Genomic DNA, 20,871 nt, shown 5'->3' with positions numbered 1-20,871 from the left:
CCGGTGAATGTTGCCAAGTTTTACCGGAAATATCGCTTATGTCAGAGGAGTAACAAAATGGGCGGGAGTGATGTTGCGGAACGCACAAAAACGTTCCGCAAAAAGTTTATTGACTAACAGGTTGGATGTCGTGGATGCGAACAAAACCTAACTGATCTGGAGACAGTCCGTTTAACTGCAACGGAATGTCTACATCACTGGGGGCAAGAATACTTGCCGGGGCGTTGACCAACTGGTTGTGAACGTTCACTTCCTGATAGTTGTCCGTGGTGCCCTGAATTTGCCCGTATTCGACGGTGGCGCTAAAGGCGGGTAAAGGCGTGTTGGATTCACCCTGAATCCGCAGCGTCAGGCGCGTACCGTCGGCGTTCGGCGCAATATTTATCAGCGACATACGTAACGTGCCTATCTGGCTGTCCAGTCGGGCAGGGGTTTTGGAACCTGGCAGCAGATAGACGCCGCTGGTTGATTTTGCGTTCAACATATTTTGTTGAGTAATTTTTACCGTTTCCTGATTTAGCTGCGTCATCTCTTTATTCAACGTGCTAACGCTTTGATGCATCTGGCGTACTTCGCTTTGCTGTGCGCAGGCGCTTAGGCTAAAGAGACTTCCCACCAGGAGAATTCTTAGGTAACGTCTTGTCATTGTGATCACTTCCTTTATTGTCGCGATAGCATAATGGTAGTGCGCACTGAGCGCGAAGGCATCGATCCTTTGTCTCAAAAGCGTTGCGCCTTTGTTGTCACGCCAGTTCAGGGTAAAATAGATTCCGGTCAACCACTGAGGTACAGGACGCCGTATGCATTGCCCATTCTGTTTCGCCGTAGACACTAAGGTAATTGACTCTCGTCTTGTCGGCGAGGGCTCCTCAGTACGCCGCCGTCGGCAGTGTCTGGTCTGTAACGAACGTTTCACCACTTTTGAAGTGGCTGAACTAGTTATGCCGCGCGTTGTGAAAAGCAACGATGTGCGTGAACCCTTTAATGAAGATAAGCTGCGCAGCGGCATGCTCAGAGCGCTTGAGAAACGTCCGGTCAGCTCTGATGACGTCGAAATGGCGTTGAACCATATCAAATCACAACTGCGTGCGACTGGCGAGCGTGAGGTGCCGAGCAAGATGATTGGCAACCTGGTGATGGAGCAGTTGAAAAAACTCGATAAAGTCGCCTACATCCGCTTTGCTTCGGTTTACCGGAGTTTCGAAGATATCAAAGAATTTGGCGAGGAGATTGCTCGCCTACAGGACTAAGCCATGCAGGATGAATTATACATGGCGCGCGCGCTGAAGCTTGCTGCGCGCGGACGTTTTACCACTCACCCCAACCCCAACGTGGGCTGCGTGATTGTGAAAGATGGGGAGATCGTCGGTGAAGGATATCATCACCGTGCGGGCGAACCGCATGCCGAAGTTCATGCTCTGCGGATGGCTGGAGAAAAAGCGCAAGGGGCAACGGCCTATGTGACGCTTGAACCCTGTAGTCATCATGGTCGCACGCCGCCGTGCTGCGATGCGTTGATTGCCGCTGGTGTATCGCGTGTGGTTGCGGCGATGCAGGATCCCAATCCGCAGGTCGCAGGACGTGGGCTCTACCGTTTGCAGCAGGCGGGCATCGACGTCAGCCACGGGCTGATGATGAGCGAAGTTGAGCAATTGAATAAAGGCTTTCTCAAGCGCATGCGTACGGGATTCCCGTATCTGCAGCTTAAGCTTGGCGCGTCGCTTGATGGCCGTACAGCGATGGCCAGCGGTGAAAGCCAGTGGATTACCTCACCACAGGCGCGCCGCGATGTGCAACGCTTGCGCGCGCAAAGCCATGCCATTTTAACCAGCAGTGCTACGGTGCTGGCAGACGACCCTCAGCTTACCGTGCGTTGGTCGGAGCTTGGGGAATCAACTCAGGCGAGTTACCCGCAGGAAGAGCTGCGCCAGCCAATCCGCATTGTTCTGGATAGCCAGAATCAGGTCACGCCGGAGCACCGTATTGTGCAACAGCCTGGAGAAACCTGGATTGTCCGGACTGAAGACGACCCTCGCAGCTGGCCGGAAACGGTGCGTAGCCTGAAGGTACCGGAACATAACGGGCATCTGGATCTGGTGGTGCTGATGATGCAACTGGGCAAACAGCAAATTAACAGTATTTGGGTTGAAGCAGGCCCAACGCTCGCGGGAGCATTATTACAGGCCGGTTTGGTCGATGAGCTAATCGTGTATGTTGCGCCTAAACTGTTAGGCAGCGATGCGCGAGGATTATGTGTGCTTCCAGGCCTTGAGAAACTGGCTGACGCACCCCATTTCAAATTCAATGAGATACGCCAGGTGGGCCCGGACGTTTGCCTGCATTTAACGACTGCGTGAGGCTTTCTGATTTAGAGGAAGCAGCGCACAGAATATTATGATAAAATCCGCCCCCCTTACGGGGCTATAAATCGAACCCGAAGGAAGAATATGAACATTATTGAAGCTAACGTTGCTACCCCGGACGCTCGCGTCGCCATCACCATTGCGCGTTTCAACAACTTTATCAATGACAGCCTGCTGGAAGGTGCGATCGACGCCCTGAAACGTATTGGTCAGGTTAAAGATGAAAACATTACCGTTGTTTGGGTTCCAGGTGCCTATGAGCTGCCGCTGGCGGCTGACGCTCTGGCGAAAACCGGTAAATACGACGCGGTGATTGCGCTCGGTACGGTGATCCGTGGCGGTACCGCGCACTTCGAATATGTGGCTGGCGGTGCAAGCAATGGCCTGGCGCATGTCGCTCAGGACAGCGGCATTCCGGTAGCCTTCGGTGTTCTGACCACCGAAAGTATTGAACAAGCCATCGAACGTGCTGGCACTAAAGCCGGCAACAAAGGCGCAGAAGCTGCACTGACTGCGCTTGAAATGATTAATGTATTGAAAGCCATCAAGGCCTGATTTTTGTAAGGGGAAATCCGTGAAACCTGCTGCTCGTCGCCGCGCCCGTGAGTGTGCCGTCCAGGCGCTCTACTCCTGGCAGTTGTCCCAGAACGACATCGCTGATGTTGAATACCAGTTCCTGGCGGAACAGGACGTAAAAGATGTCGACGTTCTGTATTTCCGTGAACTGCTGTCCGGGGTGGCGACTAACAGCGCGTACCTGGATGGATTAATGAAGCCTTACCTGTCTCGCCTGCTGGAAGAGCTGGGTCAGGTAGAAAAAGCCGTGCTGCGTATTGCGCTGTTTGAACTGTCTAAACGTAGCGATGTGCCATACAAAGTGGCCATCAACGAAGCGATTGAACTGGCGAAAACCTTTGGCGCTGAAGACAGCCACAAATTCGTCAACGGCGTACTGGATAAAGCAGCACCTGTGATTCGCCCCAACAAAAAGTAATTCCGAGGCCGGTCGGATGGTGGAACATGTTTCCGCTATCCCCGGCTTTTTCTTTTTTTTCTGCTGAGGCATAACGTATGGCATGCGGCGAATTTTCCCTGATTGCCCGTTATTTTGACCGCGTAAGAACCTCTCGTCTTGATGTCGAAACCGGTATTGGTGACGATTGCGCACTTCTGAACATCCCTGAAAAACAGACGCTGGCGATCAGTACCGATACGCTGGTAGCTGGTAACCACTTCCTCCCTGACATTGATCCGACCGATCTCGCCTGGAAAGCGCTGGCGGTGAATTTGAGCGATCTGGCGGCGATGGGGGCGGACCCTGCATGGCTGACGCTGGCGCTCACGTTACCTGACGTCGATGAAGCCTGGCTTGAAGCCTTCAGCGATGGCCTGTTTGAACTGCTGAATTACTATGATATGCAGCTGATTGGCGGTGACACCACGCGTGGACCACTGTCGATGACGTTGGGTATCCATGGCTACGTCCCTGTAGGACGGGCCTTAAAACGCTCCGGAGCGAAACCGGGAGACTGGATTTATGTTACCGGTACGCCGGGAGACAGCGCGGCGGGGCTGGCGATTTTACAGAATCGGTTGCAGGTTGGAGATGCAAAAGACGCAGACTATCTGCTTAAACGTCATCTGCGGCCAACGCCGCGCATCCTGCAGGGACAAGCCCTGCGCGATCTGGCGAGCGCCGCTATCGATATTTCCGACGGCCTGATCTCCGATCTGGGGCATATCGTTAATGCCAGCGGCTGCGGCGCGCGGGTTAACGTTGATGCGCTGCCTTACTCTCCGGCATTTGCCCAACACGTGGAATCGGAACAGGCGCTGCGCTGGGCGCTCTCGGGGGGGGAAGATTATGAGTTATGCTTTACCGTACCGGAAATTAACCGTGGCGCGCTGGACGTGGCGCTGGGGAATCTCGGCGCATCGTTTACCTGTATCGGGCAGATGAGCGCGGATGTGGAAGGCATTCATTTTACGCGTGATGGAAAGCCCGTCACGTTCGACTGGAAAGGATATGACCATTTTGCCGCGCCTTAAAAAAGATGTCGCCAAAAGTCGCCTGAGTATGCGCAACCCGTGGCACCTGTTGGCCACCGGTTTTGGCAGCGGGCTGAGTCCAATTGTTCCTGGCACGATGGGATCGCTGGCGGCGATCCCATTTTGGTATTTAATGACCTTTCTGCCGTGGCAGTTGTATTCGCTGGTGGTGATGTTATCTATCTGTATCGGCGTTTATCTGTGCCATCAAACGGCGAAAGATATGGGTGTGCACGATCACGGTAGCATTGTCTGGGACGAGTTTGTCGGGATGTGGATTACCCTGATGGCGCTGCCGACCAATGACTGGCAGTGGGTTGCCGCCGGATTTGTGATTTTCCGTATTCTGGATATGTGGAAGCCGTGGCCGATTCGTTGGTTCGATCGCAACGTGCATGGCGGTACGGGGATCATGATCGATGATATTGTGGCCGGGATACTTTCTGCCGGGATCCTCTATTTTATCGGCCATCACTGGCCGGTAGGGATTATTTAACCCTTTTGGGGGCTGTTGTAGGCCCGATAAGCGTCGCGCCATCGGGCAATCAGTGCTGGATGCGTTATGCTTATCCGGCCTACAATTAGCAATCGCCAATGCTTATTTAAATCCCACCACCGGATGCTGTTTGTACGGCGTTTCCAGCTCGGCTACCTGCTCTGGTTTCAGCGTTAAATCCACCGCATTAAGCAACTCATCCAGCTGTTCCTCACGCGACGTACCGATAATCGGCGCTGCCACACCGGGTTTACTCAGTAGCCAGGCCAGCGCAACCTGTGCACGCGTGACGCCTAATTCTTCACTGATACCGGCCAGCCGTGCGGCAATTTGCGCATCGTTTTCATCGCTCTCGTTGTACAAATTTTTACCGACTTCATCAGAAACCAGACGTGCCGTCGTTTCTCCCCACGGGCGCGTCAGGCGACCACGCGCCAGCGGACTCCATGGGATCACCGCCACACCTTCCTGATAGCAAAGCGGCAGCATTTCACGTTCTTCTTCGCGATAAATCAGGTTGTAGTGATCCTGCATGCTAACGAACTGTGCCCAGCCGTGTTGTTTCTGTAAGGCCAGCGCCTGAGCAAACTGCGAAGCGTGCATGGATGAGGCGCCGATATAGCGCGCTTTACCGGCTTTAACGACGTCGTTCAGCGCTTCCAGCGTTTCTTCGATTGGCGTGTTGTAATCCCAGCGGTGAATTTGCAGGATGTCGACATAGTCCATACCCAGACGTCTGAGGCTATCGTCGATTGAGCGCAGGATTTGTGCGCGGGATAATCCTTCCGGCAGGTCGTCAACCTGATGAAAAACCTTGGTGGCGACCACGACATCTTCGCGGCGGGCAAAATCACGCAGCGCGCGACCGACAATCTCTTCGCTGCTGCCAGCGGAGTAGCTGTTGGCGGTATCGAAAAAGTTAATGCCGCCTTCAAGGGCGTATTTGATTATCGGGCGGCTGCTTTCTTCAGGTAGCGTCCAGGCATGATTGCCGCGATTGGGTTCGCCAAACGTCATGCAGCCCAGACAAAGGCGGGAGACCCGAAGGTCTGTTTTTCCTAAGGTGTTGTATTGCATAAATTCGCTCCTGCTTAGCGTGTTATTCATTAAGCATAGCAGGAGCGGGGAGGGGATTATGCCAGCCAGGCCTTGATTTTGGCCTCAATTCCGGTGGCATTCAGGCCCAGTTCGGCGCGAGCCTCGTCCTGAGTTCCCTGGGGAATGAAGAAATCAGGCAGGCCAATATTCAGTACCGGAACGGGCTTACGATGTGCCATCAGTACTTCGTTTACGCCGCTGCCAGCACCGCCCATAATGGCGTTCTCTTCAATGGTGACCAGCACGTCGTGTTGGGCAGCCATTTCCAGGATCAGCGTTTCATCCAGCGGTTTCACAAAGCGCATATCCACCAGCGTGGCGTTCATCGACTCTGCGACCTGAGCGGCTTCCGGCATCAGGGTGCCAAAGTTGAGAATTGCCAGTTTCTCACCGTGACGCTTGACGATACCTTTACCGATAGGCAGCTGTTCCAGCGGCGCCAACTCAACGCCCACCGCGTTACCGCGCGGATAACGCACGACCGTTGGACCATCGTTATAGTGATAGCCGGTAAACAGCATCTGGCGACATTCGTTCTCATCGCTCGGGGTCATAATGACCATTTCCGGGATGCAGCGCAGGAAGGAGAGATCGAACGCTCCCTGGTGGGTTTGCCCATCTGCGCCCACAATACCCGCCCGGTCGACGGCGAACAGGACCGGCAGTTTCTGAATGGCGACATCATGCAGCACCTGATCGTACGCGCGTTGCAGAAAAGTAGAGTAAATCGCTACGACCGGCTTATAGCCGCCAATCGCCAGACCGGCAGCAAACGTCACCGCGTGCTGCTCGGCAATCGCCACATCGAAGTAGCGGTCCGGGAATTTACGGGAAAACTCCACCATGCCGGAGCCTTCGCGCATCGCCGGGGTGATCGCCATCAGCTTATTGTCTTTCGCCGCGGTTTCGCACAGCCAGTCACCGAAGATTTTTGAATAGCTCGGCAGGCCGCCGCTGCTTTTCGGCAGGCATCCGCTGGACGGATCGAATTTTGGTACTGCGTGGAAGGTGATTGGATCTTTTTCTGCCGGCTCGTAACCACGACCTTTTTTGGTCATGATGTGCAGGAACTGCGGGCCTTTCAGATCGCGCATGTTCTTCAGTGTGGTGATAAGCCCCAGCACGTCGTGACCGTCCACCGGACCGATATAGTTAAAGCCCAGTTCTTCAAACAGCGTGCCCGGCACAACCATGCCTTTGATGTGTTCTTCGGTACGTTTGAGTAGCTCTTTAATCGGCGGTACGCCGGAGAACACTTTCTTCCCGCCTTCGCGCAGCGAGGAGTAAAGTTTGCCGGAGAGCAATTGCGCCAGGTGGTTGTTCAGCGCACCGACATTTTCTGAGATCGACATTTCGTTGTCGTTGAGGATAACCAACATGTCGGGTTTAATATCACCCGCGTGGTTCATCGCTTCAAACGCCATGCCAGCGGTGATGGCGCCGTCGCCAATCACACATACGGTACGACGTTCTTTGCCTTCTTTCTCAGCGGCAACCGCAATACCGATACCAGCGCTGATGGAGGTTGATGAGTGGCCAACGCTCAGTACGTCATACTCGCTCTCACCGCGCCACGGGAACGGATGCAAACCGCCTTTCTGACGAATGGTACCGATTTTATCGCGGCGGCCGGTCAGGATTTTGTGCGGATAAGCCTGATGTCCCACATCCCAGATTAACTGGTCAAACGGGGTATTGTAGACATAGTGCAGCGCGACGGTGAGTTCCACCGTGCCCAGACCAGAGGCGAAGTGCCCGCTGGAACGGCTTACGCTGTCGAGCAAATAGCGGCGCAGTTCGTCGCAAAGCTTTGGCAGGCTCTCTTTTGGCAGCAGACGTAACTCCTGGGTGGAGTCGACCAGCGCCAGGGTCGGGTATTTGGCTATATCAAAACTCATCGCAAGCTCATGGGATATGTTGGTTTATTTATCACGCTGGATTATATAGTCCGCTAGCGCTTCCAGTGCCGAGGTATCGAGAGACTGTGCGGCCAGCATATTCAGCGACTGGCGGGCATCTTCGATTAAATCCCGGGCTTTATTCCGGGCTTGCTCAAGACCCAGAAGTGCAGGATAGGTACTTTTGCCAAGCTGCTGGTCAGCACCCTGACGTTTACCCAATGTTGCAGTATCGCCTACCACATCCAGGATGTCATCCTGAACCTGGAAGGCCAGACCGATGCTTTCGGCGTATTTGTCGAGTATTGCCAGGCATTCTCGCCCTTTATCGCCTGCGCTCAATGCGCCCAGACGTACGGCGGCGCGAATCAATGCCCCGGTTTTGTGGCGGTGAATACGCTCCAGCGCATCCAGCTCAACCTGATGGCCTTCGGCTGCCAGATCCAGCGCCTGGCCGCCGCACATACCGGCGATACCGCTGGCCTGAGCCAGTTCAGAGATCATCGCGATGCGGTCACGGTCAGACACTTCCGGCATCGGGGCGTCGCTGATAATAGAGAATGCCAGCGTTTGCAGCGCATCACCGGCCAGAATCGCATTCGCTTCGCCAAACTTGACGTGGCAGGTCGGCAGACCGCGACGCAGATCATCGTTGTCCATCGCGGGTAAATCATCGTGCATCAGTGAATAGGCATGGATGCACTCGACGGCTGCAGCGGGAGCATCAAGCGTACTCAGGCTGACGCCAAACATCTGGCCGGTCGCGTACACCAGGAACGGGCGCAGACGTTTACCGCCTAATAATGCGCCATATTGCATGGTTTCGACCACGGGAGTGTTCTGAAAGGGCAGTGGCGCGATAAAACGGCTCAGTGCCTGGTTGGCCTGCTCAACGCAAGCCTGTAGCTGCTGCGTAAAATCCATTTACTCATTATCCGGTGTAAAAGGCGTAAGGGCGGCGTCTTCAGTATCTGACAGCAGGATTTGCACGCGCTGTTCAGCCTGTTGCAATTTAACCTGTCCCTGACGCGCCAACTGTACGCCGCGTTCGAATTCGTTCAGCGCTTCTTCCAGCGGCAGGTCGCCGCTTTCCAGGCGGGTAACAATCTGTTCCAGCTCGCTCAGCGCTGTTTCAAAACTGGCTGGCGCTTCATTTTTCTTCGGCATAATGAATGTCTGACTCTCTGTATTGGCAGCACAAGACTATGGTAACGGACTCGCACTGATAAGCAAATAACGCGCAATGGTAAGGCGATGTGCACAGGATGACCATGATGGTGGTATACTTGCGCGCCTGGATGCAGCCGCAGGGTATGGGCTGCTGTATTTTTTCCCATTACAAGTCATTCAGACTTGCCTAAGAACCATTGCCGCCATGAAGTTTATCATTAAATTGTTCCCAGAAATCACCATCAAAAGCCAATCTGTGCGTTTGCGCTTTATAAAAATTCTGACAGGGAACATTCGTAACGTTTTAAAGCACTATGATGAAGACCTTGCCGTTGTCCGCCACTGGGATCACGTTGAGGTTCGCGCGAAAGATGAAAGCCAGCGCCTGGACATTCGCGACGCGCTGACCCGTATTCCGGGGATCCACCATATTCTCGAAGTAGAAGACGTGCCGTTTACCGATATGCACGATATTTTCGAGAAAGCGCTGGTACAGTATCGTGACCAACTGGAAGGTAAAACCTTCTGCGTACGCGTTAAGCGTCGTGGTAAGCATGAGTTTAGCTCCATTGAGGTGGAACGTTATGTTGGCGGTGGACTGAACCAGCATATTGAATCCGCGCGCGTGAAGCTGACGAAGCCGGACGTGACGGTTAATCTTGAAATCGAAAACGACCGCCTGCTGCTGGTTAAAGGCCGCTATGAAGGTATCGGCGGTTTCCCAATTGGGACGCAGGAAGACGTACTGTCGCTGATCTCCGGTGGTTTCGACTCCGGCGTGTCCAGCTACATGCTGATGCGTCGTGGCTGCCGCGTACATTACTGCTTCTTTAACCTCGGCGGCGCAGCGCATGAAATCGGCGTTCGTCAGGTGGCGCATTATCTGTGGAACCGTTTTGGTAGCTCGCATCGCGTGCGTTTCGTCGCCATCAACTTTGAACCGGTAGTGGGTGAGATCCTGGAGAAAGTTGATGACGGCCAGATGGGCGTGGTTCTCAAGCGTATGATGGTTCGCGCGGCGTCGAAAGTCGCTGAGCGCTACGGCGTACAGGCGCTGGTCACCGGTGAAGCACTGGGCCAGGTGTCCAGCCAGACGCTGACCAACCTGCGTTTGATCGATAACGTATCAGACACCCTGATCCTACGCCCACTTATCTCCCATGATAAAGAGCACATCATCAATCTGGCGCGTGAAATTGGCACCGAGGATTTTGCTCGTACCATGCCGGAATACTGCGGTGTAATTTCAAAAAGCCCGACGGTGAAAGCGGTTAAAGCGAAGATTGAGGCCGAAGAAGAAAACTTCGATTTCTCTATCCTCGATAAAGTGGTTGAAGAAGCGAACAATATCGATATTCGCGATATTGCCCAGCAGACGCAGCAAACCGTGGTAGAAGTGGAAACCGTGAGCGACTTCGGCCCGAACGATGTGATTCTGGATATCCGTTCTGTGGATGAACAGGATGATAAACCGCTGAAGGTTGACGGCGTGGACGTCGTTTCTCTGCCGTTCTACAAGCTGAGCACTAAATTCGGCGATTTGGACCAGAGTAAAACCTGGCTGCTGTGGTGTGAACGCGGGGTGATGAGCCGTCTGCAGGCGCTTTATCTGCGCGAGCAGGGCTTTGAAAACGTGAAGGTGTATCGCCCGTAATTGAGTAAACACCGTGTTGTAGGCCGGATAAGGCGGTTGCGCCGCCATCCGGCAATGCAACGATATTATTCAAAACGCACAGGAAGCGTCTTCCCGTTCGACTCCCAGACGCCCTGATAAACTCCGTCTTTTAACTCCAGCGTTATCTTCTCTTGCGCTTGTTCAGCAGCAGACGTCTTCAGTTCATAATGCTGATTGTTGGCGGTGTCGCACTTGCCGGTTAATTCAATCGGTGCGCCAAATTTCTGGTAAAAGTAAGCCCCTTCAAAAAAATCACTGTATTTGCAGTCCACCTTCAACACAATACGCATGCTTTTTCCCAGCGTGCCGTACATGACTTTGCCGTCAATGCCGGGCGCTGGCGAAACCGGTGTTGTACTCTTTGCTCCAGTCAGATACTGGCCGTACGGCGTGAGCCGATTTTGCAGTTCCGCGGTTGGGATTTTCGTGGTGAAATCACCCAACTCGTCGAGTGCGCGGCTGGCGTGGTTGCTACAGCGCCCGTTCAGGAAGACCAGATGGTCTTTTTGCAGGGAGAATTTGTCGATGTAATACAACCCGTCGGTGTAGGTTGCGCATGATGCGTAGAATTCGGCATAGTCAAAGTCTTCGCCTTTCTCTTCTTTTATTTGTTCTGGTGTTTGCGATTTATGCGCATCAACAAAGGTGTCGATTTGGCCACGGATATCTTTTCTGATACGGGTGTTTAATTCACCCATCGTAGAACGGGAAAAGAGGTCGTTGAGGGTAATTGCCGCGCCGTTGGCTAAATCGAAGCTGAGCGGTACATTGTACGATTCGCAATACGCTCCGCAGCTTTCGACAAACATATTCATGGTCAGGATTTTTTCGTCGCGAAATTCAACCGTGTAGTTAAGGTTTGCGGTGGGATTCATGGCTGATTTCGCAAACTGGTTTACTGTGGCCTGCGGAGTATTACCCGGTAGCTGATTGATAAAGGTTGCGAAAATATAATCGTTAATACGTTTCGCAACCTTGGGGTTATCCGTCGAGGAAAACCATGGTACGCGATATTGCATTTCAGTGCTTCCGGGATAGCGATACTCAATACTACTCTTTATGTCGAGTTGCGTCGCTGTGGCATAACCGGAAAGGAGCAATAAAGCCACTCCACTCAGATATCCTTTCATTATGATTCCTTATAAGGGAGTGGCCTGAAGATTTACTCGTAGTAGTTATAAATTCCCGCAGCCATCACCAGTTGTGATGCAACTTCGTAAGCCTTTTCACGACTGACCAGAAGATCAATGATTTTCAAACCGAAATCGATTGAGGTTCCCGGTCCCTGGCTGGTTAACAGGTTAACGCGCGGATCCCACACGACACGCTTGTCCTGCCATTGATCAGCGGGGATCTTGTCTTTCAGCGCCGGGAAACCGGTCATGTTGCCGATGGGAAAAATGTCGTGCGGGACGAGGACGGTGGCAGCCGCGGCACAGATTGCCGCGACAATGCGCCCGGAGCGATGAAACTGCTTCACGGTTTCGACCAGCAGAGGGCTGTCGCGAAAACACTCGGCGCCTTTAATACCGCCTGGCAGTACGATAATGTCGAAATCGCCGTCAGCAACTTCGACTAATGGCGCATCCGCCAGCAGTTTCACACCGCGCGAGCACACGATCGTCAGGTTGCCATCGCTGGCGACGCTGGTGGTTGTGACCTTAATTCCGCCGCGAACCAGTAGATCGATAGTAGTAACCGCTTCGGTTTCTTCACTACCAGGGGCGAGACATACCAGTGCTTGAGCGCTCATACTCACTTTCCTTTCTTTTAACCATTTCAAACAGGCGGGCATTTTCCGGAACGGCGATGCCGTGCGCGCGTGCGCGTTTTAACAAATACCCGGTAATGTAGTCGATCTCAGTATGACGCATGGCGCGAATGTCCTGCAGCATTGATGAGATATTTTCCGCCGTACTGTCAATCACTTGCTCGACATAATAGCGTAAATCATCCGCTGATGTGTGGTGGCCTTCGCGTTCGATCACCGCTGCCACTTCCTCGCAGATGAGCGCTATTTTTTCCGGATGATGGCGTAACTCACCGTTTGGGCAATCCCATAATGCGGTCAGCGGGTTAATGACGCAGTTGACGGCCAGCTTGCGCCACAGCTCGGCGCGAATAGTGTTATGCCAGGCGACGTCCGGCAGCACCTCTTGCAGGGTTTCAGCCAGATAGCTGAAATCGCCGTCTTGCTCACGCGCCGGCCCAATACGCGTTGTTCCCTGAGCGACATGAATGATGACGTTCCCGTCACGGCGTGCCGCGTGAGTGGTGGTGCCCATCAGCAAGGGTTGTTTAATGTTATGTAACTCTTCAATCGTCCCCATGCCGTTGTGAATTAACAGAATGGGCGTGGTTTCGGGCAGAATTGCGGCCAGGCCTTTTACCGCATCAGAAACCTGCCAGGCCTTCAGAGTAACCAGCAGCAGGTCGCTTTTTGCCAAAAAGTCGGGGTCATTTGCCGTCAGGGATTCATTAAAAACTGAGCCATCCGTGTCGATCAGGTTTACACTGCAGTAGGGTTGCGGTACGCGCAGCCACCCTTGCACCTCATGTCCATGTTTGCACAGCGCTGTAAGCCATAGCTGCCCTAACGCTCCACATCCCAGTACGGTAATTTTCATTCTTCCTCCTCACCTGCAACAGCACCAGGTGTTAATCCATATCGACCGCACCCCATTATTGTTCGCAGATGTCACTACCACGTACAATGAAAGGATACAGCCTAGTATAGCGCTGTCTGTTGAGTAACTTTGCAGGTATTATGCTTCGCATCAAAAATGAAGGGAGAGGAAAAGATGCCATCTTTCGATATTGTCTCTGAAGTTGATCTTCAGGAAGCCCGTAACGCGGTGGATAACGCCAGCCGTGAAGTCGAGTCACGCTTTGATTTTCGTGGCGTTGAAGCCACTTTTGAGCTGAATGAGTCAAATAAGACGATTAAGGTGCTGAGCGAGTCTGATTTTCAGGTTAATCAACTGCTGGATATTTTGCGTGCCAAGCTGCTCAAACGCGGTATTGAAGGCACGTCGCTGGACGTACCAGAGACCTTCGTGCACAGTGGTAAAACCTGGTTTGTTGAAGCTAAGCTGAAGCAGGGCATTGAAAGCGCGGTGCAAAAGAAAATCGTTAAGCTGATCAAAGACAGCAAGCTGAAGGTGCAGGCGCAGATTCAGGGTGAAGAAATTCGTGTGACCGGTAAGGCGCGTGACGATCTGCAATCCGTCATGGCGCTGGTTCGCGGTGGCGATCTCGGCCAGCCGTTCCAGTTTAAAAACTTCCGCGATTAAGTCGTAATGCCTGATCCGGCCTACAGGTCGCACACGCTATTTGTAGGCCGGATAAGACGTTAGTCGCCATCCGGCAATCATCACGCCTGGCTGATGGTCTGCTCAACCTCAAATCGATTGGTGACTTTGCTGTCGATTTTCACGTAGGCCGAATGCTCTTTCGCCACAATTAACACTTCGCTTATTCCTTCTTTTGCCAGCAGGCGCTGCTTCAACGTGTCATCTGCGGCAATTTCTGGTGGAATTTCCACACGCAGGCTGCTGACGTACGGTGGCTCTTTCATTGTGCTTGCCACAATCAACCAAACTGCCGCCAGTAGCGCACCGGCCAGAAATACGGCCTGACCATCAAACATTTCAACCACCCAACCGCCGAGCGAACCGCCAATCGCCACGCCAAGAAACTGGCTGGTGGAGTAAACACCCATCGCCGTGCCTTTGTAACCCGCAGGCGATTCTTTGCTGATAAGCGAGGGGAGAAGGGCTTCCATCAGGTTAAAGGCGAGGAAGAAAATCTGCACGCCCGCAATCAGACCCCAGAAACGAATGTTAGCGCTCCACAATACAATCTCTGCAATAAGGATCAGTAACACGCAGGCGAGGAATACGCGTTTCATCTTGCGCTTCACTTCGGCGTAAATGATGAACGGCACCACGGAAACAAAGGACAGCAGCATCGTCACCAGATAAATTTTCCAGTGTTCTGCGGCGGGGAAACCGGCTTTCGCCAGTTGTCCTGGTAACGCGACGAAAGTGGACATCAGCAAAATGTGCAGACACATGATGCCGAAATTGAGCTTCAGCAGTTTGGGCTCCGCCAGCACTTTGCTGAAGCTATCTTTTACCATGCCCGATTCACGGTTTAGTACGTGGCTGGTGCTATTGGGAACGACCCAAATGGTCAGCACGATACCCGTGGTGGCAAGGGCGGCAATCATCCAGAACAGCGCGTGGAGCCCCAGCGCATGGGTAACGATTGGCCCCAGCACCATCGCAATGGCAAAGGTGATACCAAAGCTGACGCCGATAAACGCCATCGCTTTGGTGCGGTTTTGCTCGCGGGTTAAGTCGGAAAGCAGCGCCATCACGGCGGCGGCAATCGCGCCAGAGCCTTGTAGGGCGCGGCCAAGAATTATTCCCCAGATTGAATCGGAGAGCGCGGCAATCACGCTGCCGAGAACGAAAACCGCCAGTCCGCCGACAATAAGCGGCTTACGGCCGATGCGGTCAGAGAGCAAACCAAAGGGGATCTGGAAGACGGCCTGCGCCAGGCCATAAATGCCGATGGCAAGGCCTATCAGCGCTTCACTGGCGCCCTGTAGCGCCATGCCGTATGTGGTCAGAACCGGTAGAACCATAAACATGCCAAGCATGCGCAACGAGAATACGGTCCCTAAACCCCAGGTGGCGCGCAACTCACCGGGCGTCATTTTGTAATCGTTCATTCCCACCTCTGTATTAATTTCGCGCCTAGTGTAAAGCGGGGAAGGAGTGCGGTAAACCTCTACGATATGTGGAATTGTGTAGCGGGGAAATTGAAGTAGTTACAGCTGCAACTAATTTACTTGCGATAATTACAGGTGTAGTCTTTTTGTGGTTATTTCTAATGGAAAGAGGGAAAAGGAAAATGGCGATTCCAGGCAATATGTGGATTTATGACGATGGTGGCGCGCTGATTAAGGGCGGGTGTGACGTAAAGGGAAGAGAATACAGTATTGAATTTAAAGGTTTTCATCACAATCTCTCTATTCCAACTGATAATGCAACGGGTAAACCAACAGGCACACGCCAACATTCACCGATGATGATCGTCAAAGAGTTTGACTACTCGAGTCCCTATTTATACAAAGCGGTCGCTTCTGGTCAGAATCTTAAGTCTGCAGAGATTCGTTGGTACAAAATCAATGATGCCGGTCAGGAAGTGGAGTATTTCAACATGCTGCTCGAGGGCGTGCGGATTGTCTCAGTCTCTCCGACGATGGCTGGGCCAGAAGACAAAAACAACAATCACCTTGAAACCATAGAGTTACGCTACGAAAAAATCACATGGAAGCATTGCGACGGGAACATTATCTATACCGACGCATGGAATGATCGGCAGACGGCATAATGGGTGATTGAATGGACACAACTGAAGAAGCGAATGGAACCTATTGGTATCATGGTCACAGTAATCTATCAGCTGGCGAATTGTTCGATCTCATCTTTCTGGAACAATTTTGTGATGAGTTAGGAATTGGCATTGAATCGGGAGCCGCGATTCTGGCTGGTCAACCTTGGTTAAAAACAAGGCAAAAACCACGAGACGCGACTAAAGGAACAAGTGTTGCCTCAAAGTACGCAAGAATTATACTGAGGGATATGCGATTACCTTTTGGCCTCAGAGTTAAAACACCAGTTGGTTTTACCATGAAGAAAACTAACAAGCTTGCTGCTGTGATTGGGCGTTATTGCCCCTGGTTAGGATGGGTGGCGTTAACCAACGCTATTTACCAGGTCTCACGGCGTACACAGAATAAATACAATCTGATTGCCCGACCAAAAGATCGCATACAGTGGACATCTTTCTAATGAGCATACAAGATGAAGTGTTGAAGCTATTCAGGAATGAGATACCTGGATACGACGATAAAGACGGAAATGAGGTCCCATTAGAATTGGACACAGATTTATTCGATGAGCCGCGAGACGACCTCTCAGATGCAGTAGAAGAGTTTCAGAAAGCATTCAATGTAGATTTATCGAATGTTGACTGGACCCGCTATTTTCCTTGGGAAAACACGCCTCTTCTGACTCGGTGGTTCAAAGCTAACCGGGAAGAAGTGGAAGCAACGCGCATACCGTTAACCGTAAGGATGTTTGCTGAGTCGGCTGAAGCGGGGAAATGGCTGTTTGAGGTCTGGGATGATAAACAAAAAGACGAGACCTAATGCTCTCCAAACTGCATAGTAATAAAAAAGGGTGCCGAAGCACCCTTTTCGTATCAGCAGATTTTACCAGACGTAAGTCAGCAGGTTCTGCGAGTTTGGCACCATAAAGTCGACGGACATCATCACGGAAAGCGCGGTAATGGCGATGATGGAGAAGCCGAACAGCTTGCGCGCCCAGACTTTGTCATCTTCCACTTTATAACCACGCAGCGCCATGCCCAACCACCAGACGCTCACCGCCGCAGCAACAATCAGGTATTTATAACCTGCATAACCGCCCAGGGTTAGCATCAGCGTGGCGATAGCAAATGCCACGATGTACAGCGTGATATGGTTCTTCGCGACCGAAATGCCTTTCACCACCGGCAGCACCGGGATGTTGGCAGCCTGATAATCCTTAAAGCGGAAAATCGCAATCGCGTAAGAGTGCGGCATCTGCCACAGGCTGAAAATAGCCAGCAGAATCAGCGCACCGCTATCGAACTCACCGGTTACGGCGCAGTAGCCAATCACCGGCGGCGCAGCGCCGGAGAGTGAGCCAATCAGCGTGCCATAAACGGAATGGCGCTTCATGTACAGGCTATAGACGCCCACATAGACCACGAAGCCCATTACCCCCAGCCAGCAGGCCAGAGGGTTCGCGCCAAACCACAGCAGCATAAAGCCAGCAATACCCAGCAGGGTGGCGTACACCAGTGAGACCGCAGGGGAAATCAGACCTTTAACCAGCACGCGGTTTTTGGTCCTCTCCATCTTCCTGTCGATATCCCTGTCGATGTAGTTGTTAAATACACAACCCGACGCCACAACCAGTGACACCCCAACCAGCGTGTAGATAAACAGGGGATAATCAATGCTGCCTTTCGAGGCCAGCAGAAACCCCCCAATCACCGAGATCAGGTTGCCAAAGATGATGCCTGGTTTCGTTACTTGCAGGTATTGCTTAAACATCATAATCGCCGCTCTTAGTGCATCATCATGTTGTAGTTAAGGTTCCACATAATCCAGATGGAGCCCACAACCAGGATGGCGATGATTAGCACAGTAAAGACAAAGGCCGTCATGTTCCAACCTTCATCAGATTTGCTATTCATGTGCAGGAAGCACACCAGGTGCACCAGAATCTGTACCACTGCCATTGCCAGAATAGTTCCCAGAATGACGGCCGGAGAGGCAGAACCTGTCATCACCATCCAGAACGGAATAACCGTCAGGATGATCGACAGGATAAAACCTGTCATGTAGGTTTTTACGCTGCCATGGGATGCGCCGCCGCTCTCGTTAGCATGACTCATTACATCGCCCCCATCAGATAAACAACAGTGAACACACAGATCCATACCACATCCAGGAAGTGCCAGAACAGGCTCAGGCACATGATGCGGGTACGGTTAGTACTGGTCAGGCCGCGACGAGCGACTTGCACCATCAGAACTGCCATCCAGATAAGACCGGAGGTGACGTGCAGACCGTGCGTGCCGACCAGCGCGAAGAACGCAGACAGGAAACCGCTGCGATCCGGGCCCATGCCGTTAACAATCAGGTGATGGAATTCATAGAGTTCCATCCCGATGAATCCGGCACCGAACAAGAAGGTCAACGCCAGCCAGGAGATAACCTGGCTCTTGTTGTTCTTGTACATGGCAATCGCTGCCATACCGTAAGTAATGGAGCTGAATAACAGCAGGAATGTTTCAACCAGAACGAACGGCAGTTCAAAAATGTCCTTACCTGTCGGGCCACCTGCGGTGCCGTTCACCAGAACGGCATAGGTTGCAAACAGAATAGAGAACAGAATGCAGTCGCTCATCAGGTAGACCCAGAATCCGAAGATCTTGGTCTGGCCTGCATCGTGGTGCCCGTGTTCGTGCGCGTGGGCAGTCGCGTGCGTTAAAGTATCAGTTGCCATTTTTCAGCCCTGCCTTAGTAATCTCATCGAAATGCTGGTTTTCCAGTTTTTCGACTTCCGGGACCGGCACGTAGTAATCCACGTCTTCATCAAAGCTTTTCACAATCCAGCTGATGATCATGCCTGCGAAGCTTGCAATCGCCAGCCACCAGATATGCCAGATCATGGCGAAACCAAACAGTGTTGCGAAGGCGGTAATGACGATACCGGCACCGCTGTTCTTCGGCATATGAATTTCTTCATAGTGCGCAGGCTGCTTGTACGCTTCACCTTTTTCTTTCATTTCCCAGAAGGCATCACGCTCGTGAACGTGCGGCACAACGGCAAAGTTATAGAACGGAGGCGGGGAAGAGGTTGCCCACTCCAGCGTACGACCACCCCATGGGTCACCGGTCAGGTCACGGTTCTGCTCGCGGTCGCGAATAGAAACGTAGATCTGAATCAGTTGGCACAGGATACCCAGTGCAATCAGCGCGGCACCGCAGGCGGCAACGACCAGCATCGGATGGAACTGTGGGTCAATCTGCTGGCTGAGACGACGGGTCATACCCATGAAGCCCAGCACGTACAGCGGCATAAATGCGACGAAGAAGCCGATGATCCAGAACCAGAATGCGCGTTTACCCCAGGTTTCGTTCAGCGTGAAGCCGAACGCTTTTGGCCACCAGTAGGTCATACCTGCGAAGCAGCCAAATACGACGCCGCCGATGATAACGTTATGGAAGTGCGCAATCAGGAACAGACTGTTGTGCAGTACGAAGTCTGCACCCGGAACCGCCAACAGTACGCCGGTCATGCCGCCAACTGAGAAGGTCACGATAAAGCCAATCGTCCACAGCATCGCTGAGTGGAATACGATACGCCCCTGATACATGGTGAACAGCCAGTTGAAGATCTTCACCCCGGTCGGGATGGCGATAATCATGGTGGTAATACCGAAGAAGGCGTTTACGTTAGCGCCTGCACCCATGGTGAAGAAGTGGTGCAGCCAAACAACGAACGACAGAACGGTGATACACACGGTTGCCCACACCAGCGAGGTGTAACCAAACAGACGTTTACGTGAGAAGGTTGCCGCGATTTCGGAGAACACCCCGAAGACCGGCAGAACCAGAATGTACACTTCCGGATGGCCCCAGGCCCAAATCAGGTTGATGTACATCATCATGTTGCCGCCCATATCGTTGGTAAAGAAATGGGTACCCAGATAGCGATCCAGGGTCAGCAACGCGACGGTAACCGTCAGGATTGGGAAAGAAGCGATAATCAGGATGTTCGCGCACAGGGACGCCCAACTGAATACCGGCATCTTGAACATGGTCATTCCTGGCGCACGCATCTTAATGATGGTCACAAAGAAGTTGATACCGGTCAGGGTTGTACCAATACCGGACAACTGGACTGCCCATATCCAATAATCGACCCCGACGCTTGGACTGTACTCTATTCCCGAAAGTGGTGGATATGCCAGCCAACCGGTCTGCGCGAATTCACCCACGCCCAGAGACAGGTTAACCAGGATTACGCCGACAACGGTGAACCAGAAGCTCAGGTTGTTCAGGAACGGGAATGCAACGTCACGTGCACCGATCTGCAGTGGAACCACCAGGTTCATCAGACCGATAACAAATGGCATTGCCACGAAGAAGATCATAATCACGCCGTGAGCCGTGAAGATCTGATCATAGTGGTGAGGTGGCAAGAAGCCCGCTTCACCCGCAGAAGCCAGCGCTTGCTGACTACGCATCATGATGGCGTCGGCAAAGCCACGAATCAACATGACGATTGCGACAATGACATACATGATGCCAAGGCGTTTGTGGTCAACCGAAGTCAGCCACTCTTTCCACAGGTAGGTCCACTTACCGAAGTAAGTGATTAGGCCCAGTAAGGCCGCACCACCGATGATAATGGCAGCGATCGTAACCATGACAATGGGTTCATGGAACGGCACTGCATCCAGCGTCAATTTTCCGAACATCGTATTCTT

At 52.7% G+C, this 20,871-nt stretch carries 24 protein-coding genes; 11 read left to right on the top strand and 13 right to left on the bottom strand.

What is annotated here, in order from left to right; translation table 11 throughout:
- Positions 1 to 106 precede the first annotated feature (106 nt).
- Positions 107 to 646, bottom strand: a complete 540-nt coding sequence (locus G8S19_RS17045) for a DUF3251 domain-containing protein (RefSeq protein ID WP_048212439.1) — start codon at positions 644 to 646, stop codon at positions 107 to 109.
- A 154-nt stretch (positions 647 to 800) separates the two neighbouring features.
- Here G8S19_RS17045 and nrdR point away from each other — a divergent pair, with 154 nt between their 5' ends.
- From nrdR to pgpA, 6 genes are all read left to right on the top strand, one after another.
- Positions 801 to 1,250 carry a transcriptional regulator NrdR gene (gene nrdR / locus G8S19_RS17040; RefSeq protein WP_016152032.1) on the top strand — a complete coding sequence of 150 codons (450 nt, stop codon included), beginning with the start codon at positions 801 to 803 and terminating at the stop codon, positions 1,248 to 1,250.
- 3 nt (positions 1,251 to 1,253) lie between these two features.
- A complete protein-coding gene (ribD, locus tag G8S19_RS17035; RefSeq protein WP_003021573.1) occupies positions 1,254 to 2,357 on the top strand; it encodes a bifunctional diaminohydroxyphosphoribosylaminopyrimidine deaminase/5-amino-6-(5-phosphoribosylamino)uracil reductase RibD in 1,104 nt (367 codons plus the stop codon).
- A gap of 90 nt (positions 2,358 to 2,447) precedes the next feature.
- On the top strand, positions 2,448 to 2,918 hold the full coding sequence (gene ribE / locus G8S19_RS17030) for a 6,7-dimethyl-8-ribityllumazine synthase (protein ID WP_003021575.1): 471 nt from the start codon (positions 2,448 to 2,450) through the stop codon (positions 2,916 to 2,918).
- 19 nt (positions 2,919 to 2,937) lie between these two features.
- Positions 2,938 to 3,357 (top strand): transcription antitermination factor NusB, encoded by a 420-nt coding sequence (gene nusB, locus G8S19_RS17025; RefSeq protein ID WP_000801129.1) that lies wholly within the window; start codon positions 2,938 to 2,940, stop codon positions 3,355 to 3,357.
- Positions 3,358 to 3,434: 77 nt separating this feature from the next.
- Entirely contained in the window at positions 3,435 to 4,412 is a 978-nt protein-coding gene (gene thiL, locus G8S19_RS17020; RefSeq protein WP_253685584.1) for a thiamine-phosphate kinase, read from the top strand.
- Positions 4,390 to 4,908 (top strand): phosphatidylglycerophosphatase A, encoded by a 519-nt coding sequence (gene pgpA / locus G8S19_RS17015; protein ID WP_003021578.1) that lies wholly within the window; start codon positions 4,390 to 4,392, stop codon positions 4,906 to 4,908. The genes thiL and pgpA overlap by 23 nt, the downstream gene beginning before the upstream one ends.
- Before the next feature lie 102 nt (positions 4,909 to 5,010).
- Here the strand turns inward: pgpA and yajO are convergent, their stop codons facing one another.
- Genes yajO through xseB form a run of 4 tightly spaced genes read right to left on the bottom strand, consistent with a single transcriptional unit; the run spans position 5,011 to position 9,071 of the window.
- The gene (gene yajO / locus G8S19_RS17010) at positions 5,011 to 5,985 is read right to left on the bottom strand and encodes a 1-deoxyxylulose-5-phosphate synthase YajO (RefSeq protein WP_253685582.1); all 975 of its coding nucleotides are present in this window, start codon (positions 5,983 to 5,985) and stop codon (positions 5,011 to 5,013) included.
- Positions 5,986 to 6,041: 56 nt separating this feature from the next.
- Positions 6,042 to 7,904, bottom strand: coding sequence for a 1-deoxy-D-xylulose-5-phosphate synthase (gene dxs, locus G8S19_RS17005; RefSeq protein ID WP_253685580.1), 1,863 nt, complete (start codon positions 7,902 to 7,904; stop codon positions 6,042 to 6,044).
- Between the two features lie 24 nt (positions 7,905 to 7,928).
- Positions 7,929 to 8,828 carry a (2E,6E)-farnesyl diphosphate synthase gene (ispA, locus tag G8S19_RS17000; RefSeq protein WP_253685578.1) on the bottom strand — a complete coding sequence of 300 codons (900 nt, stop codon included), beginning with the start codon at positions 8,826 to 8,828 and terminating at the stop codon, positions 7,929 to 7,931.
- Positions 8,829 to 9,071 carry an exodeoxyribonuclease VII small subunit gene (gene xseB / locus G8S19_RS16995; RefSeq protein ID WP_038638224.1) on the bottom strand — a complete coding sequence of 81 codons (243 nt, stop codon included), beginning with the start codon at positions 9,069 to 9,071 and terminating at the stop codon, positions 8,829 to 8,831. It lies immediately after the preceding gene.
- A gap of 208 nt (positions 9,072 to 9,279) precedes the next feature.
- Here xseB and thiI point away from each other — a divergent pair, with 208 nt between their 5' ends.
- Positions 9,280 to 10,728 carry a tRNA uracil 4-sulfurtransferase ThiI gene (gene thiI / locus G8S19_RS16990; protein WP_048212433.1) on the top strand — a complete coding sequence of 483 codons (1,449 nt, stop codon included), beginning with the start codon at positions 9,280 to 9,282 and terminating at the stop codon, positions 10,726 to 10,728.
- Positions 10,729 to 10,793: 65 nt separating this feature from the next.
- Here the strand turns inward: thiI and G8S19_RS16985 are convergent, their stop codons facing one another.
- From G8S19_RS16985 to panE, 3 genes are read right to left on the bottom strand one after another with little or no spacing between them, the layout of a single operon-like run.
- Positions 10,794 to 11,879: a hypothetical protein gene (locus G8S19_RS16985; RefSeq protein ID WP_253685576.1), complete on the bottom strand. Its 1,086-nt coding sequence runs from the start codon at positions 11,877 to 11,879 to the stop codon at positions 10,794 to 10,796.
- A 32-nt stretch (positions 11,880 to 11,911) separates the two neighbouring features.
- A complete protein-coding gene (gene yajL / locus G8S19_RS16980) occupies positions 11,912 to 12,502 on the bottom strand; it encodes a protein deglycase YajL (RefSeq protein ID WP_253685574.1) in 591 nt (196 codons plus the stop codon).
- Positions 12,465 to 13,376 carry a 2-dehydropantoate 2-reductase gene (gene panE, locus G8S19_RS16975; RefSeq protein ID WP_040232714.1) on the bottom strand — a complete coding sequence of 304 codons (912 nt, stop codon included), beginning with the start codon at positions 13,374 to 13,376 and terminating at the stop codon, positions 12,465 to 12,467. Before panE ends, yajL begins: the two co-directional genes overlap by 38 nt.
- Before the next feature lie 174 nt (positions 13,377 to 13,550).
- Between panE and G8S19_RS16970 the strand changes: the two genes are divergently transcribed.
- Positions 13,551 to 14,042, top strand: a complete 492-nt coding sequence (locus G8S19_RS16970; RefSeq protein WP_003831002.1) for a YajQ family cyclic di-GMP-binding protein — start codon at positions 13,551 to 13,553, stop codon at positions 14,040 to 14,042.
- Positions 14,043 to 14,122: 80 nt separating this feature from the next.
- Here G8S19_RS16970 and G8S19_RS16965 read toward each other — a convergent pair whose 3' ends face one another.
- A complete protein-coding gene (locus G8S19_RS16965; RefSeq protein WP_115489872.1) occupies positions 14,123 to 15,487 on the bottom strand; it encodes an MFS transporter in 1,365 nt (454 codons plus the stop codon).
- Between the two features lie 182 nt (positions 15,488 to 15,669).
- Here G8S19_RS16965 and G8S19_RS16960 point away from each other — a divergent pair, with 182 nt between their 5' ends.
- From G8S19_RS16960 to G8S19_RS16950, 3 genes are read left to right on the top strand one after another with little or no spacing between them, the layout of a single operon-like run.
- The gene (locus G8S19_RS16960; RefSeq protein WP_003021598.1) at positions 15,670 to 16,152 is read left to right on the top strand and encodes a type VI secretion system tube protein TssD; all 483 of its coding nucleotides are present in this window, start codon (positions 15,670 to 15,672) and stop codon (positions 16,150 to 16,152) included.
- Between the two features lie 11 nt (positions 16,153 to 16,163).
- Positions 16,164 to 16,613, top strand: coding sequence for an STM2901 family protein (locus tag G8S19_RS16955; protein ID WP_048212430.1), 450 nt, complete (start codon positions 16,164 to 16,166; stop codon positions 16,611 to 16,613).
- Positions 16,598 to 16,972: a DUF1493 family protein gene (locus G8S19_RS16950; protein WP_032948696.1), complete on the top strand. Its 375-nt coding sequence runs from the start codon at positions 16,598 to 16,600 to the stop codon at positions 16,970 to 16,972. The genes G8S19_RS16955 and G8S19_RS16950 overlap by 16 nt, the downstream gene beginning before the upstream one ends.
- Positions 16,973 to 17,035: 63 nt before the next feature.
- Here G8S19_RS16950 and cyoE read toward each other — a convergent pair whose 3' ends face one another.
- Genes cyoE through cyoB form a run of 4 tightly spaced genes read right to left on the bottom strand, consistent with a single transcriptional unit; the run spans position 17,036 to position 20,862 of the window.
- A complete protein-coding gene (gene cyoE, locus G8S19_RS16945; RefSeq protein ID WP_137378452.1) occupies positions 17,036 to 17,926 on the bottom strand; it encodes a heme o synthase in 891 nt (296 codons plus the stop codon).
- An 11-nt stretch (positions 17,927 to 17,937) separates the two neighbouring features.
- Positions 17,938 to 18,267, bottom strand: a complete 330-nt coding sequence (locus G8S19_RS16940) for a cytochrome o ubiquinol oxidase subunit IV (protein WP_003021607.1) — start codon at positions 18,265 to 18,267, stop codon at positions 17,938 to 17,940.
- A complete protein-coding gene (locus tag G8S19_RS16935; RefSeq protein ID WP_003831007.1) occupies positions 18,267 to 18,881 on the bottom strand; it encodes a cytochrome o ubiquinol oxidase subunit III in 615 nt (204 codons plus the stop codon). Before G8S19_RS16935 ends, G8S19_RS16940 begins: the two co-directional genes overlap by 1 nt.
- Entirely contained in the window at positions 18,871 to 20,862 is a 1,992-nt protein-coding gene (gene cyoB, locus G8S19_RS16930) for a cytochrome o ubiquinol oxidase subunit I (protein ID WP_003021610.1), read from the bottom strand. The genes G8S19_RS16935 and cyoB overlap by 11 nt, the downstream gene beginning before the upstream one ends.
- Positions 20,863 to 20,871: the final 9 nt, after the last annotated feature.

Origin of the sequence: Citrobacter sp. SX206 (genome assembly GCF_024181025.1) — a bacterium.
Lineage (GTDB): Bacteria > Pseudomonadota > Gammaproteobacteria > Enterobacterales > Enterobacteriaceae > Citrobacter > Citrobacter youngae.
The sequence above is the reverse complement of the archived record's forward strand: the minus strand, read 5'-3'. Positions and strand labels throughout refer to the sequence as shown.

Bases quoted from the DNA above. Each gene is read 5' to 3' on its own strand.
- G8S19_RS17045 (WP_048212439.1), bottom strand. From the start codon at position 646: ATGACAAGACGTTACCTAAGAATTCTCCTGGTGGGAAGTCTCTTTAGC.
- nrdR (WP_016152032.1), top strand. From the start codon at position 801: ATGCATTGCCCATTCTGTTTCGCCGTAGACACTAAGGTAATTGACTCT.
- ribD (WP_003021573.1), top strand. From the start codon at position 1,254: ATGCAGGATGAATTATACATGGCGCGCGCGCTGAAGCTTGCTGCGCGC.
- ribE (WP_003021575.1), top strand. From the start codon at position 2,448: ATGAACATTATTGAAGCTAACGTTGCTACCCCGGACGCTCGCGTCGCC.
- thiL (WP_253685584.1), top strand. From the start codon at position 3,435: ATGGCATGCGGCGAATTTTCCCTGATTGCCCGTTATTTTGACCGCGTA.
- pgpA (WP_003021578.1), top strand. From the start codon at position 4,390: ATGACCATTTTGCCGCGCCTTAAAAAAGATGTCGCCAAAAGTCGCCTG.
- yajO (WP_253685582.1), bottom strand. From the start codon at position 5,985: ATGCAATACAACACCTTAGGAAAAACAGACCTTCGGGTCTCCCGCCTT.
- dxs (WP_253685580.1), bottom strand. From the start codon at position 7,904: ATGAGTTTTGATATAGCCAAATACCCGACCCTGGCGCTGGTCGACTCC.
- ispA (WP_253685578.1), bottom strand. From the start codon at position 8,828: ATGGATTTTACGCAGCAGCTACAGGCTTGCGTTGAGCAGGCCAACCAG.
- xseB (WP_038638224.1), bottom strand. From the start codon at position 9,071: ATGCCGAAGAAAAATGAAGCGCCAGCCAGTTTTGAAACAGCGCTGAGC.
- thiI (WP_048212433.1), top strand. From the start codon at position 9,280: ATGAAGTTTATCATTAAATTGTTCCCAGAAATCACCATCAAAAGCCAA.
- G8S19_RS16985 (WP_253685576.1), bottom strand. From the start codon at position 11,879: ATGAAAGGATATCTGAGTGGAGTGGCTTTATTGCTCCTTTCCGGTTAT.
- yajL (WP_253685574.1), bottom strand. From the start codon at position 12,502: ATGAGCGCTCAAGCACTGGTATGTCTCGCCCCTGGTAGTGAAGAAACC.
- panE (WP_040232714.1), bottom strand. From the start codon at position 13,376: ATGAAAATTACCGTACTGGGATGTGGAGCGTTAGGGCAGCTATGGCTT.
- G8S19_RS16970 (WP_003831002.1), top strand. From the start codon at position 13,551: ATGCCATCTTTCGATATTGTCTCTGAAGTTGATCTTCAGGAAGCCCGT.
- G8S19_RS16965 (WP_115489872.1), bottom strand. From the start codon at position 15,487: ATGAACGATTACAAAATGACGCCCGGTGAGTTGCGCGCCACCTGGGGT.
- G8S19_RS16960 (WP_003021598.1), top strand. From the start codon at position 15,670: ATGGCGATTCCAGGCAATATGTGGATTTATGACGATGGTGGCGCGCTG.
- G8S19_RS16955 (WP_048212430.1), top strand. From the start codon at position 16,164: ATGGACACAACTGAAGAAGCGAATGGAACCTATTGGTATCATGGTCAC.
- cyoE (WP_137378452.1), bottom strand. From the start codon at position 17,926: ATGATGTTTAAGCAATACCTGCAAGTAACGAAACCAGGCATCATCTTT.
- G8S19_RS16940 (WP_003021607.1), bottom strand. From the start codon at position 18,267: ATGAGTCATGCTAACGAGAGCGGCGGCGCATCCCATGGCAGCGTAAAA.
- G8S19_RS16935 (WP_003831007.1), bottom strand. From the start codon at position 18,881: ATGGCAACTGATACTTTAACGCACGCGACTGCCCACGCGCACGAACAC.
- cyoB (WP_003021610.1), bottom strand. From the start codon at position 20,862: ATGTTCGGAAAATTGACGCTGGATGCAGTGCCGTTCCATGAACCCATT.